This window comes from Salinicola sp. NYA28a (genome assembly GCF_976982775.1).
On sequence record NZ_OZ334582.1, the window covers coordinates 2,619,833 to 2,633,609 of the forward strand.

11 protein-coding genes are annotated in these 13,777 nt (G+C 60.9%); 3 read left to right on the plus strand and 8 right to left on the minus strand.

Going from position 1 to position 13,777, the window contains the following annotated elements; all coding sequences use genetic code 11:
* Window positions 1–48: 48 nt before the first annotated feature.
* Window positions 49–1,464, minus strand: a complete 1,416-nt coding sequence (locus ACWHY3_RS11730) for a hypothetical protein (protein WP_448126621.1) — start codon at window positions 1,462–1,464, stop codon at window positions 49–51.
* 627 nt (window positions 1,465–2,091) lie between these two features.
* Here ACWHY3_RS11730 and ACWHY3_RS11735 point away from each other — a divergent pair.
* A complete protein-coding gene (locus tag ACWHY3_RS11735; RefSeq protein ID WP_399590022.1) occupies window positions 2,092–3,471 on the plus strand; it encodes an IS1380 family transposase in 1,380 nt (459 codons plus the stop codon).
* 394 nt (window positions 3,472–3,865) lie between these two features.
* On the opposite strand, the gene ACWHY3_RS11740 is transcribed toward ACWHY3_RS11735, so the two are convergent.
* The 4 genes from ACWHY3_RS11740 to ACWHY3_RS11755 form a co-directional block, all read right to left on the minus strand.
* A complete protein-coding gene (locus ACWHY3_RS11740) occupies window positions 3,866–5,338 on the minus strand; it encodes a protein adenylyltransferase SelO (RefSeq protein ID WP_303853034.1) in 1,473 nt (490 codons plus the stop codon).
* Window positions 5,339–5,456: 118 nt separating this feature from the next.
* Window positions 5,457–6,173, minus strand: a complete 717-nt coding sequence (locus ACWHY3_RS11745) for a glucosaminidase domain-containing protein (protein WP_256961199.1) — start codon at window positions 6,171–6,173, stop codon at window positions 5,457–5,459.
* Window positions 6,174–6,530: 357 nt separating this feature from the next.
* A complete protein-coding gene (gene htpG / locus ACWHY3_RS11750) occupies window positions 6,531–8,429 on the minus strand; it encodes a molecular chaperone HtpG (RefSeq protein ID WP_303853030.1) in 1,899 nt (632 codons plus the stop codon).
* A gap of 93 nt (window positions 8,430–8,522) precedes the next feature.
* A complete protein-coding gene (locus ACWHY3_RS11755; protein WP_256961198.1) occupies window positions 8,523–8,858 on the minus strand; it encodes a YkvA family protein in 336 nt (111 codons plus the stop codon).
* A 382-nt stretch (window positions 8,859–9,240) separates the two neighbouring features.
* Here ACWHY3_RS11755 and ACWHY3_RS11760 point away from each other — a divergent pair, with 382 nt between their 5' ends.
* Window positions 9,241–11,217 carry a transglycosylase SLT domain-containing protein gene (locus ACWHY3_RS11760; protein WP_087718939.1) on the plus strand — a complete coding sequence of 659 codons (1,977 nt, stop codon included), beginning with the start codon at window positions 9,241–9,243 and terminating at the stop codon, window positions 11,215–11,217.
* 140 nt (window positions 11,218–11,357) lie between these two features.
* On the opposite strand, the gene ACWHY3_RS11765 is transcribed toward ACWHY3_RS11760, so the two are convergent.
* Both ACWHY3_RS11765 and ACWHY3_RS11770 read right to left on the minus strand, forming a co-directional pair.
* Window positions 11,358–11,936: an exopolysaccharide biosynthesis protein gene (locus ACWHY3_RS11765; RefSeq protein ID WP_087718938.1), complete on the minus strand. Its 579-nt coding sequence runs from the start codon at window positions 11,934–11,936 to the stop codon at window positions 11,358–11,360.
* A 71-nt stretch (window positions 11,937–12,007) separates the two neighbouring features.
* Window positions 12,008–12,424 carry an NINE protein gene (locus ACWHY3_RS11770; protein WP_256961197.1) on the minus strand — a complete coding sequence of 139 codons (417 nt, stop codon included), beginning with the start codon at window positions 12,422–12,424 and terminating at the stop codon, window positions 12,008–12,010.
* Window positions 12,425–12,932: 508 nt separating this feature from the next.
* Here ACWHY3_RS11770 and ACWHY3_RS11775 point away from each other — a divergent pair.
* Entirely contained in the window at window positions 12,933–13,139 is a 207-nt protein-coding gene (locus ACWHY3_RS11775) for a cold-shock protein (RefSeq protein WP_035471072.1), read from the plus strand.
* A gap of 112 nt (window positions 13,140–13,251) precedes the next feature.
* Here the strand turns inward: ACWHY3_RS11775 and ACWHY3_RS11780 are convergent, their stop codons facing one another.
* On the minus strand, window positions 13,252–13,692 hold the full coding sequence (locus tag ACWHY3_RS11780; RefSeq protein WP_087718936.1) for a nucleoside deaminase: 441 nt from the start codon (window positions 13,690–13,692) through the stop codon (window positions 13,252–13,254).
* Window positions 13,693–13,777 lie beyond the last annotated feature (85 nt).

Sequence of the window (13,777 nt, forward strand, 5' to 3'; positions counted from 1 at the left end):
TGATTCTACAAGAGAAAACCACTCGCCATCTTCGTTTTCAGACCGACCTCATGAATAAGCCGGGGTCAGTTCTCCTGCACCTGCCCCGCCAGACGCGTTCTCGACGGTGGTGAACCAATCGATGACCGCATCGTAGTGGTCCTCGGATACCAGCAGAAAAGCGTCCTCGACTCCGTTCTTGGGGGTGAACAGCAAACCGGCTTCCCCCCCGCTGGCGCGCGTCGGATTGGGATGGCCTCCATAAACCAGGGTCAGCGGCTCATCGAAATCCGGGTGCGTCATGGTGTAAGTCGCGGCCCCACCCTGCCCAGCGGAGAGAATGCGTCCGGCAAGATCGTCAGAACGCGTGATCTCGTGGAACTGATCGTAGTTCTTGGGATTCCAACCGTTCTCGAGGTTGATGGTGTCGCTACCGTTACCGTCGCCATTGTTCAGGTTGGTGGCGATATAGCCGGCTTGCTGTGCTTTGTCAGTAGTACTGCCGTTATCCCCTGCTTCACCGATGGGCCGGCCGCCCCAGCTGTTGTTGGAGCCGTTATCGTAAGTCCAGACACGCCCGTCTTCGGTGACCTCCACGTCATAAGAGTTGCGGTATCCCGCAGAATAGATCTGCACCGGGCCATCGGGATCGATCTTGCCACCATTGAATCCATCGTTGCCGCCGAACGGTTCGTTGCTATCCTCCGCACCGGCACGAGAGGGATCGTCGAGCGTCGGTACGTCATAAATATATTGTCGACCGCCATCCGTCTTGATTTCCATCGTCTTGAGTTGGTCGAGATCGACTTCAAGGATGGCACCGCTATAAGCGGTCTCCTGCTGGCCGGCAAAGTTGTTCGATGGCGCACCGGTATTGGAGTTGCCGCCACTCGCCACAATGAGCCGCTCGCTTACCAGATGACCATTTTCATCGAGCTCCTGGATGACCTCGAGCCCATTGAGAGCGTGATTTTCCTCGGAACGAGCCAAGCCACGAACGAGATCCACCGCATCCCAGCCATCTTCTGTCTGGGTCAGGCGCGTGATGATCCCTGAATTCGTGTCCAGCCCGGTATCGCCTCCGCCGCCGCCTGCACCAATGCGGCTATCGCTTGACGTGACATAAACGGTAACTGCAGGTTTGCCGTTGACAAGGACCGGAGCGCCGTTTTCATCGAACTGAGCGGTCACGTCGATTCCAGTGACCTCGCGACTATTCGAGCCGCTGCTCGAACCATCGTCATTATGGTTGGGAATGGTCTTTATCAGCGAAATGGTTTCGGCTTCGGTGACATAGAAGCTCGCTGCATTGTCCCCATCGTTCGGGTTGGGGTCGCCAAAAGCGACTGTCAGTACCTTCACGTCCCCGCTCACCTCAGTGACGTAAAGGCGGCCATCCACGCCCCAGTCGAGCGCCGTAGGCATATTAAGGGAAATCTTGCCGTTAAGGTCGAGGCTGCTTTTAGAAAAGTTATTAGTAACCATGAAGAATCCCCTTGTTTCTGCAGAGAGAGAAACCTGCTTGCATCACAGTAGCTTTTTAAAGCCAGTACATTAATTAAAGTTAACAAGCAGAACAGGGATCACGAAGCGCCCACAAAAACCAGGAAAATTAACTAATTACATACTTAGATATTGACTACCAACCATATGCATTGCCAGTCTAAAAGCATGAGTTATCTCAGCAATGAGTTGCCTAGCAAGTCGTATTTAAGCATTAAACCGAATGATAGTTCAGGCCGCTTTAAGAAAAGTCGTTTCTGCTAATTTTTAGCCACAGCAGCGTAGATGAAACATGACAGTACGCATGAACTATCCAAGTGTTCACTTGCTGGTGAACTATCGCCAAGATAGTGGTTTAGAAGTGAGTGGACAGCCTGCCAGGCGTATCAAATAGGCAAATGAAACCGCTGCATTTCAAATTGGTGCAGCTCCCTACAGGGAATGCGCCCATCGGTATCAGCGACGTGAAACAGGGAACCCTGGGGGCCAGCCGGAAGGCCTCGACCCGGCTTATTCATGAGGCCGGCCCGAAAACGAAGATAGCGGATGGTATTCTCTTGAAAATTCAGTGTGTTCCGCCAAGAATCTGAACCAAGAGAGCCATCCGCTATGGGTGAAAGCCTATCCACCTGGACGCCCTCATGCAACGGCGCTGTCCGTGTTGAGCTGAGCGGCCAGCGCACTACCAGCGACAGCGGCGCTCTGCTGTTGCGTGAGGCCCTCGACAACAGCGGCGTGATTGAGGCGCTGGAAGACAATCTGGTCGATCGACGCCACCCGCTGCGCATCCTTCATTCGCTGGCCAGCCAGTTGCGTACCCTGGTGCTGCAGCGTGCGATGGGCTGGATCGACCTCAGCGATACCGACACGCTGCGCCGTGATCCGCTCTGGCAGCTGGCCTGCAGCGATGCGCGCGGGACAACGCCCCTGGCCCAGGACCGGCCCTCTCAAGCCACGCTGTCGCGGCTGCTGACCTGCCTCGGGCGCTGCGACAATATCGATGCCGTGCACGAAGGCCTGCTGCGACTGGTGATCTGGCGCCTGACCGCGCTGAAGAACGGCGAGCGCCCCAAGCAGCTGACGCTGGACATCGACGGCCTGCCGATCGAGGTCCACGGCCACCAGGGCGGCTCGGCCTATCATGGCCTGTACGGCGCGCGGATCTATTCACCGCTGGTCGCCTCGCTGGCAGAAACCGGCGACATGGTGGGCGGCCTGCTGCGCGAGGGCAACGCCGGCCCGGCCGAGAACGCCGACACCTGGATCCCGCATCTGGTGCGGCGACTCAACGAGAGCACCGGCGCCCAGGTTCGGGTGCGCATCGACGCCGGTTTCACCGACAACGCGACGCTGGAGGCCCTGGAAGAGTGCGACATCGAGTACCTGGGCCGACTGCGCAGTCACTCCGGCCTGCAGAAACTGGCGGCACCGCACCTGAAGCGGCCACCCGGCCGGCCACCCGAGCAGCCTCGCGAGTGGTGCCACGATCTGGAGTATCAAGCGGGCTCTTGGTCGGCACCGCGTCGCGTGGTGCTGGTGGTGCAGGAACGCCCCGATGACCTGCTGCTGCATGCCTTCTTCCTGGTCACCAACCTCGGCAAGTTCGACTGGCCGCCGGAGAAGGTCCTGGCGCTCTACCGCAAGCGCGGCAGCGCCGAGGCGCACATGGGCGAGGTGAAGTCGGCGCTCGACGTGCACCTCTCGTCGACCGATCGCGGCGCCTCCACCGTTCAGGACGTGATGGCACGCAACGAGGTGAGCCTGCTGCTCAGCCTCTACGCCTACCAGGTCCTGCATGGCCTGCGCTGCCTGCTGGAGCGGCAGACCCGGCAAGGCTGGAGCCTCAGCCGGATGCGCGAGCAGGTGCTGAAGGTCGCCGCCACGCTGAGACTGCACGCTCGGCGAATCACCGTTCATCTGGGTGCCGCCGCCGACAAGTGGTGGCCGACGCTGCTGAAGGGGCTGCCGAAGCTGACCGCACTGAGCTGACGCTTCTGCGAGACCACCACAGCATCAGAAAGCGAGCGACCGGAGCGGCGGGCGGCGATCACGGCTGCTTGGACGGTCGCCATTGATTCCAAAGAGCTATAAGGAAGCGGGGAAATTTCAGCGTTTTGGCATTACTCAACAGCTATTCGCGCTGAAGAAGCCGATCCTGATAAGCGATGCCACCAGTCAGTACCTTCAGACCGCTCAATCAGCACCCTCGTGAATGAGGCGGGCTCGATGGTCTCCCTGCTGCGCTACTTGCGTGCGGTTTTGGGATTGATGCCGGAGCGAAGGCACAACGCCCGTTCGAATCCGTCGGTTCCTGTATTTCGGGACCATACACCTAAGAAAATGCCGGCATCGGGAGCCGGCATTCAATCATCAAGAGTATCGATCAGGACGAACAGGAGAGACAAACGGGAGGCGCGCTGGGCGCTGGCGCCTCGCTCCAGACTTCCATGCCCGGCCGCTGGAGGAAGGGAGACGACAGCAGCTCGCGGAACGTCTGCAACGGGCGCGTATCGCCTTCCTGCGCCGCTTCGATGACCTGCTGCGCCAGATGGGTACGCAAGACATAAAGCGGATTGACCCGCCGCATTGCCGCCAGCCGCTCCGTCTCTCCACGCGACTCGTCGGCAAGACGCTGGCGGTAGCGCTCGAGCCACTCATCGAGCTGATTACCCGAACCCGAGCCGACGATCTCCTCGCGCAACGACAGGCCACCGACGACATCCTGATCGCTCAGGGCGCGGAAGCTGCGATGAAAATCAGCCCGTGAGCTCTCGAGCAGCGATAGCCAGTCGTCGATCAACTTGCCGTCGCTTTCCTGCTCGGTCTCGAGCCCCAGACGCCCGCGCATCAGAATGGCATACGCCGCCTGAAGCGTGGGCTCGTAGGTATCGAGGATTTCTCGCAACCGTTCCACCGCGATCAATGGCGTCAACGACTGCCCCAGCACGGTCAGATTCCATAGCGCCACGCCGGGCTGCTGGTCGAAGGCATAGCGCCCGGTCGTATCCGTATGGTTGGGCGTCAGGTTGGACTCGAAGCGATCCATGAACGCATAGGGGCCGTAATCCAGCGTCAGCCCCAGGATCGACATGTTGTCGGTGTTCATCACCGCATGAACGAAGCCATAGGCCTGCCAGCGAGCGATCAATTCCGCGGTCCGCGTGACCACGTCCTGGAACAGCGCCTCGAGCGGCGCCGCCTCCTGCGCCAGATCGGGGCGGTGGCGATCGATGACGTGGCGCATCAGCCGTTCGAGATCCTCGACCCGCTGCTGTTGATACAGCCATTCGAAGTGACCGAAACGCACGTGGCTCTCGGCCAGCCGCAGCAGGGTCGCCCCCGGCTCGACCCGCTCGCGCATGACCTTCTCGCCATTGACGGCGACGGCCAGCGCCATGGTCGTCGGGATCTTGAGTCCGGCCATCGCTTCGCCGGCCAGGTACTCGCGAATCGAGGAGCGCAACACGGCGCGGCCATCGCCGAATCGCGAATACGGCGTCTTCCCGGCGCCCTTGAGGTGCAGATCGATCGGTCCCTGCGATGTCATCGCTTCACCGAGCAACAGACCGCGCCCATCACCCAACGCCGGGTTGTAGGTGCCGAATTGATGCCCGGTGTACTTCTGGGCCAGCGGATCCATGCCGCTCAAGAGTCGCTCGCCGCTCATCAACGCGGTCAGGCGGTCGCGGTCGACCTCTTCGGGATCCAGCTCCAGGAGCGCCGCCCCGTTCGGACTGACGTCGAGCAGCCGGGTATCGCGCCACGGGGTTGGCTTCACCCGCGTAAAGAAGTCCTCGGGAAAGCGGGACCAGACATTATCGAAAGTCAATGTCTCGAGGGAGCTATCGCTGGCCATGGGGGCCTCCTCGGGTTGGCAGGAAAGTGGCTGTAGTCTAGCCCAACTGGCCGATCGCACACGTTCGACCGGTACGCGGACATCATCCGAATACCGGTCGACGGAGAGGTTCGGGGTATCAGGCCGTGCTGCCCGTCACGAAGGCGTTATCGGCGCCGTGGGTGCGAATCAAGTCGCCGTTGGTGCGCAATAGCGACAGGAGCTGCTGCTGATAATCGGGCGAGGTCGAATAGTTGTGCAGCGTGCCGATCAGCTTCTCGGCGGAAATCGACTTGCCCTTGGCGGCTAGCGCGGCGCGCTGCCCGCGAAGTTGAGTATAGGCGCGATGGGTATTCAGGTTGTGCAGATAGGCGCCGACGCCATCACGCACGCTGTCGAACGTCTGAAAACGCCGCGAGGTTCCAAGTTGAGCGATACCGCACCCCTCGCTGAAGCAGCGCATGCCGAACAGGTTGTTGCTGTCCCGGGCGAGCCGCGAGGTGCCCCAGCCGGACTCCTCCACCGCCTGGATCACCACCATCTCCAGCGGCACGGTATTGACCCGCGCCAGCAGCTCCTGGCTCACCTCGCCCGGCTCGCATTCGACGCCGTAGTCGTCGCATAGCTGAGCCAGCCGCTGCTTTTCGTCCGCCGTCATCGGATTGATGCGGCTGCCGACGCCGATCAGCCAGTTGCGGTCGCGCTGGATACGCGCATTCTCGGCCTGTACCAGCGGCACCAGCATGCCCAGGAACGCCGCCTTGCGCTTGGGGCCAGCCTTGATGTCACGCAGGTCGGGCAGCTCGGTGACGGGGTCCAGCGCGGGCCGCTGGATCTGGCTTTCGAGGGTTGGCACGGTTTCGGATATCGACTCGGCTCGAGACGCTATCGGGAACACTGCGAAGCCTAGTGTCAGGACTGTCCCCGTCACGACCGCCAGGATGCGTTGTCGGCGGGCAGGCTGGGTCTCGTGTCGAAAAGGTCGTCGAAGAAAGGGCCATTCACGGACGGAACGTCGGTGAAAAAGCCTCGGGAAGGATAGCGACATACTCGCTCCTCCATCATGAAGAAGTCGGCAGGTTACCAGTAGTTGGCTGCAAAGTTGAGGAAAGAACGTGCAATTAGGCCATTTACACTAAACAAATGGCCGGCCACGAGGGCCGGCCACGAGGGCCGGCCATGACACGCTCGAGCGCGCGATGATCGATGACGATCAAGCACTTAGCAGCGTATTGAGGCGCTTGACGTAGGCCGCCGGGTCGTCGAGATGTCCACCCTCGGCGATGACTGCCTGATCCAGCAGGATATGGGCCAGATCGTCGAAGTTGCCCCCTTCGGTGCTTTCGAGACGCGATACCAGCGCGTGATCGGGGTTGAGCTCGAGGATCGGCTTCACCTCCGGCAACGGCTGTCCGGCCGCTTCCATCATGCGACGCATCTGGAAGCCCATCTCGTGCTCCGGCAACACCACGCAGGCCGGGGAATCGGTCAGGCGATGCGTGACCCGAACTTCCTGAACATTGTCGCCGAGCGCCTGCTGTACCCGCTTGACTAGATCCTCCTTGGCCTTGGCGGTTTCTTCCTGCGCCTGCTTCTCGGCCTCGTCGGCCATGTCGTCGAGCTCCAGATTACCCTTGGCGACGTCGGCGAAGGACTTGCCGTCGAACTCGGTGAGATGGCTCATCAGCCACTCATCGATGCGATCGTGCAGCAGCAGGACCTCGATGCCCTTCTTGCGGAAGATCTCCAGATGCGGGCTGTGGCTGGCCGCCTTGAAGCCATCCGCGACGATGTAATAGATCTTCTGCTGACCTTCCTTCATGCGCTCGACGTAATCCGCCAGCGACTGATCCTGCGTCGCGCTGTCGGTGTGCGTGGTGGAGAAGCGCAGCAGGCCGGAAATCTTGTCACGATTGGCGTAATCTTCCGCCGGCCCTTCCTTCAGGACGTCGCCGAAGGTGTTCCAGAAGGTCTGGTAGGCTTCCTTGTCCTTAGACAGCTTCTTCAGCATGTCCAGCGCGCGCTTGGTCAACGCCGCCTTCATCGAATCGACCTGCGGCGACTTCTGCAGCAGCTCGCGGGAGACGTTGAGCGGCAGATCGCGGGAATCCAGCACGCCCTTGACGAAGCGAAGGTACAGCGGCAGGAACGCCTCGGCGTCGTCCATGATGAAGACCCGCTGCACGTACAGCTTGAGCCCGCGTACGCCATCACGCTGGTAGAGATCGAACGGCGCGCGTTGCGGCACGTACAGCAGGCTGGTGTACTCGAGCTTGCCTTCGACCTTGTTGTGGCTCCAGGTCAGCGGATCGCTGAAATCGTGAGCGATGTGCTTGTAGAACGCCTTGTACTCGTCATCATCGATCTCCGCCTTGGGGCGCACCCACAGTGCGGTCGCCTCGTTGACGGTCTCCCAGCTGACGGTCTCGCTGCCTTCGATCTCCTTGCCCTCTTCGTCGCGAGCCTTCTCGACCTTGGGCATGCGCACCGGCACGTCGATATGGTCGGAGTACTTGCGCACCAGATTCTTGAGGCGGAACTCGTCGGCGAACTCCTTGGCGTCTTCCTTCAGGTGCAGCACGATCTCCGTGCCACGCTCGGGGCGATCGATCTCGGCAATGGTGAATTCACCCTCGCCCCTGGAGCGCCACTCGACGCCCTGGTCGCTGTCGGCGCGACGCGTGCGAACGACCATTTCGTCGGCGACGATGAAGCCGGAGTAGAAGCCCACGCCGAACTGGCCGATGAGCTTGGCATCCTTCTGCTTTTCGCCGGAAAGCTGTTTGAGGAATTCGGCAGTACCACTCTTGGCGATGGTGCCCAGGTTCTGGATCACCTCGTCACGGTTCATGCCGATACCGGTATCGCGCACGGTCACGGTGCCGGCGTCGGCATCGTGTTCGATCTCGATGCGCAACTCGGCGTCGCCTGCGTAGAGACCGTCGTTGTCCAACGCCTCGTAGCGCAGCTTGTCGCAGGCATCGGCAGCGTTGGAGATCAGCTCACGCAGGAAAATCTCCCGGTTGGAATACAGGGAGTGAATCATCAAATGGAGAAGCTGTTTGACTTCCGTCTGGAAGCCGAGCGTTTCTTCTTGAGTCGCAGTGGTCATTGACGGGCCTCTCGAGGCGGTTACGAAATAAAGCTAATGAAATCACGGTGTTCAGCGATATGGGGCTCGCCAGCCCCATTTCAAGCCGAGCCGTCACTCGGTGGTGACTTCCTCGTCGTCGATGCCCTTCCAGCGCCGGTAGTCACTCATCGCCCGGTCGACCCGGGTCAGCAGCCAGCCCACGATGAAGACGTCATCGACGAGCCCGAGGATCATCAGAAAATCGGGAATCAGATCCAGCGGCGACACCAAGTACACCAGTGCCAGCGCCATCCAGCCGAAGGCAGCCCACGGAATCGGCCGGTAGCGCCCGCGCAAGACGTCCAGCGTCATGGGGCCGAAGACCCGAAAGGCGCGGCCGATGCGGGCCAGTGCGCCGCTGCGCTGCTTGAGACGGGACAGCTGGGTCAGAAAACGCCAAGGATTCATGGTGGAATCTCCGGTAGTGACGTTGGGGCGAAGCAGGCACGATCGACGCCGACTAAAGACTGAACTAGCCCTTAGATGGTCACGATCGGGCCAGGATTCAATGTTCTCCTCGCCGCGAGAGGCGATAGCGTCACCGGAAGGCACCAGATCGTTGCGAAACGGTACTACCCAAGCGGGCCTGCATCGGCGACGATGGGGCCGTGAATTGGTGAATTGGTGAATTGGTGAATTGGTGAATTGGCGAAGTGACACGCGTATCTCGCCGAGAACGCAGCGCTACCCTGGTCTGTCGGAGTGGCCTGCTGCAAGGCAGCCCCGAAAAGAGCAGCCCCTTTCAAGCGTGCGCGTTGAAGAACGGCCCTTCGAGAAAGAGAGAGACCCAATGCCCGCATTGCCCACCCGCAGACGTTGGTTACGCTGGTGCCTCGTCGGCGCCATCGGATTGAGTGCGACCGCGCAAGCCGCGGTGACGACACCGAGCACCACGACCCAGGCCGACCAGGCCATGAAGCAGGCGCTGGATGCCGCCCGCGATCGCCGCTGGAACGATATCGATCAGGCCGCTATCGAGGGCCACGTCCTGGCTGGCTACGTGGAATATCACCGCCTTCGCTCCCGGCTTTCCACGGCTTCGGCCGCGGAGGTAAACGACTTCGTCACCCGCTACGGCGACTCTCCGCTGTCCGACTGGATGCGCGGCGCCGCGCAGACACGATTCGGCGAGCTGGGGCGTTACGACGATCTCCTGGCAATCAGCGACGGCGAGCCTTCCAGCACCATCCGGCAGTGCTACTACTACACTGCCCTGCTCGACCGGGAGCCGGCCAGGGCCGCGGCGGGCGGTGAGGCACTGTGGCACGTCGGCACCTCGCAGCCCGAAGCCTGCGACCCGCTATTCGCGACGCTCGAGGATCGCGGCGTGCTGACAGACGAGGACACCTGGGAGCGCATGATGCTGGCCTGGGAAAACGGCCAGAGCGGGCTGGTCACCTATCTCGAGCGTGGCCTGGACGACACCTGGCAGCGGGCCATCAACAGCTTCGACACGGTCCGCGGCAATTACGCCGCCGTCACCCAGGTCCCGCTGGATCTCGGCCCCGACGGCCAGGCCAGTGGCGCGCTGATCGCTGCCGCCATGCATGGTCTGATCCGCGCGGATACCGAGGCCGCCCTGGAAGCCTGGCGCAAGATTTCTCCCCATGTATCGATCGGCGAGGACCGGCGCCACCAGGTCGAGCACGATCTGGCGTTCTACTCCATGGTTCGCAATATCGATAACAACCAGGGCTGGGTCGATACGACGCTACCACGCCTCGCGGATGCCGATCTCATCGAGCTGCGTATCCGTAACGCGGTGACCGAAGGCAACTGGGCTAACGTCGCGCGCTGGAGCGAGGCGCTTCCCCCGGAGGTGCGCGCAGAAGCCCACTGGCAGTACTGGCTCGGGCGTGCCAGCGAAGCCATGGGCGACGATGCCAAGGCACACCAGGCCTACCGAATGGCCGCGCAGAATCGCAGCTTCTTCGGCTTTGCCGCCGCCGATCGTCTGGGTCAGCCCTATCAGCTGGAGATGGCAGACACCAGCGTCTCGACGCTGCAGCAGGAGCTGACGGGCATGCTGCCGGTCGTGCAGCGTACCGAGGCATTGATGCGAATTAGCGAGGAGGGTCTTGCGCGCAGCGAGTGGTTCACGGCCGCCGCCCGCGATACGCCGGACCAGGCCGCAGCGCTGGCCGACTACGCCATTCGCCAGGGCTGGTACGGCATGGCGATCCAGACCACGATCGCTGCCAAGCAGTGGGACGCGTTGCCCTGGCGGTTTCCGGCAGCGTACCGCGATTCGTTCCTGAAATGGGCAGAGGTCAATCAGGTCGATCCCTATCTGCTGATGGGTATCGCGCGACGCGAGAGCGCATTCAACCCCCGTGCCGCTTCACCGGTCGGGGCCCGTGGACTGATGCAGCTGATGCCGGGGACGGCCGACCACGTCGCTCGAGAACTCGGCATCAGCGCACCCAGTACTGCGGAGCTGTTCGAGCCACAGGTGAACATCCAGCTCGGCAGCACCTACATCCGCTCGATGCTGGAGCGCTACCGCGGCAATCGCATCGCGGCGACGGCGGCCTACAATGCCGGCCCCCATCGCGTGGACCGCTGGCTTGCCACCGCCCCGCGCGAATTCGATCGATTCGTCGAAAGCATCCCATTCCGAGAAACGCGTGACTACGTGCAGGCCGTATTGGCCTACCGGGTCATCTTCGAAAGCCTGGCCAAGCAGGGTGACACTCGCGGTGTCGCCATGCTGTCCCAGGCCGAGCGTCAGGGCGACTACGACCCGACCCTGATCGCACGGAACTGATACGGCATCGCAGCGGTGGATGCTCGCGTCTGCTCTGCCACGGCAAAGCCCCCGACGGTCCGATGGATCGTCGGGGGCTTTCCGTTGGCGTGCGCGGTTGATTTGTGATTGATTCGTCGTGGCTGATTCGCCGTGATCGATTACAACATCCAGAATCCGATGCCGACGCCGCCAGCCAGGGTAACGCCAAGGCCGAGCAGCATCATTACCCCGTCGCCGGCCGTGAGCCCCAAGGCCATGACGACGATCGCCAGCGCCGGTATGGCAGCGGCAAACGGCAGCAGCTCCAGCGGGATCATCCCCAATCCGAGCACGACCATCAGCAGCGCCAACAAGCGCTGAGTGACGTCACCCATCAACCAGCGCAACCGAGGCTCGAGGAACCGATCGATTCTCCGAGTCCAGGGTTTAGCGCGCTGAGTAACACGATGCCAGCGCTCGTGGCTGACGCCGCGTCGACTCAATACCTTTGGTAGCCATGGGCTCCTGCGGCCAAATACCAGCTGGATCGCCATCAAGGCAATGAAGATACCACAGGCGCTGGGCACGCCCGGGACACCGCCGGTCGGCAATAATGCAATCAGCGCCGGCAGCAATACCACCGGTCCGAAGCCCCGGGAATTGAAGGTATCGACGATGTCCTGCAGCGTGATCTTGTCATCCTCGACCTGACGGTCGAGCGTTTCGAGAATATCGGTAAGCTGGAGTCGCTCCGACATGCGCCACCTCCCTGTGACGTCGAAAAGGGTTCCCTGGCGTCGAGCGCCTGGAACGAGTCGACCGGGGCGGATTACAGCCCGCGGCGCGCGTGTTTCAGAGAAATCTGGTCATTGAGCGTCCAGAAGTCGTAGAGCACCCCGACCAGGAACAGACCACCCGTGAGCAGATAGATCAAACCCGTGATCCATTTCCCCATGTACATCCGATGGATCCCGAAAACCCCCAGGAACGTCAGCAGGATCCAGGCCAGCGTATAGCTGGTCGGCCCGGCCCGGAATCGCAGATCGGCCTGGCGATCCATGCCCGGGATCAGAAACAGGTCGATCAACCAACCGATCCCGAACAGCCCCAGGGTAAGAAACCATAGAGTTCCGGTGACGGGCTTACCATAGTAGAAGCGGTGCGCTCCGGTGAACCCGAAAATCCACAGCAAATAACCAATGGCCTTGCTGTGAGTGTCATTGAAACTGATTTCACGTTGTGCCACGCACATTGCTCCTGACTCGAATGATGAATGGTCACTGGCCCTAGGCGCGATTGCCGCAGCGACCCGAAAAGGCGAGTGACAGCTTACCCGAGGACCCTACTGCGATACATGTTCACGATAAATAGCCTCGCTGCACGCTGCGTCGTCGGCTTCCGACGATGTGACGGTGTTATATCAATCTTCTTAAAAAGCGTTAATAAAACCATACCGTGTGACGCGATCAACCCGAAAAAAAGGGTCTGGCAGGTTATAGACGTGCATGGAATTTCCATCTATGGTTCGTAAGCGGGGCATGGGAAACGGTTCTACCAAAGTCAAGCTGCTGTTGCTTGACCCGGTATATCCGCCGATGCAACATCCGTTGCGTAGGTTTGCAGGCAGAATGTCGTCAGTTGTTAGTCGATCTCGTCGAACTCCTAGTGCGCATTCCCCCCTAGTCTGACCACGCATTTCGGGCATCCCCCCGGGACGCTCGGCTACATCACTATGCAAGTTAAGGATATCGACAATGGCAACTGGCACTGTCAAATGGTTTAACGACACGAAAGGCTACGGATTCATCTCTCCCGATGACGGCGGCGATGATCTGTTCGCACACTTCTCCGAAATTCAGGCAGAAGGCTTCAAAACTCTGCAGGACGGCCAGAAGGTTACCTTCGACGTTACTCAGGGCAAGAAAGGCCTTCAGGCCGCCAACATCAAGGTATCTGGCTAATCCCAGTCAAGGGTTCCAGACTCCGGGATTTCGATCCTGAAGTCTCACCGCCTTGAGCAAAGCCCACCGTCAGGTGGGCTTTTTCATGTCACCTGCCAATGATCCGAGCCGCTCAGGGCTCTCCGATATCCTCGTTCCACACTTCCGGATAGGCTGCGATGAACTGCGTCATCAATTCGCGGCAGACCGGATCGTCGAGAACCTCGACATCGACCCCGCGCTCGCGCAGCAATGCCTCTTCTCCGAGAAAGGTGCGATTCTCACCGATGATGACCTTGGGTATGCCGTAGAGCAGGATGGCCCCGCTGCACATCGAACAGGGTGATAGCGTGGTGTAGAGCACCGAGTCACGGTAGACCGAGGCGGGCAGACGCCCCGCATCTTCCAGCGCATCCATCTCCCCGTGCAGGATTGCACTTCCCTTCTGCTGGCGCTGGTTATGACCACGGCCAATGATCGCCCCCCGGTGAACCAGAACGGAACCGATGGGAACACCGCCATTGTCGAGGCTGAGCCTGGCCTGTTCGATGGCTTCCTGCATGAAATTATCCATGTGATCCACTCCTTTCTCACGGGTCGATGCATCAGGGGCTGTTGCCATTTCAGCGCAAACCACGTTGCTGCGCCAAATGGCGCCA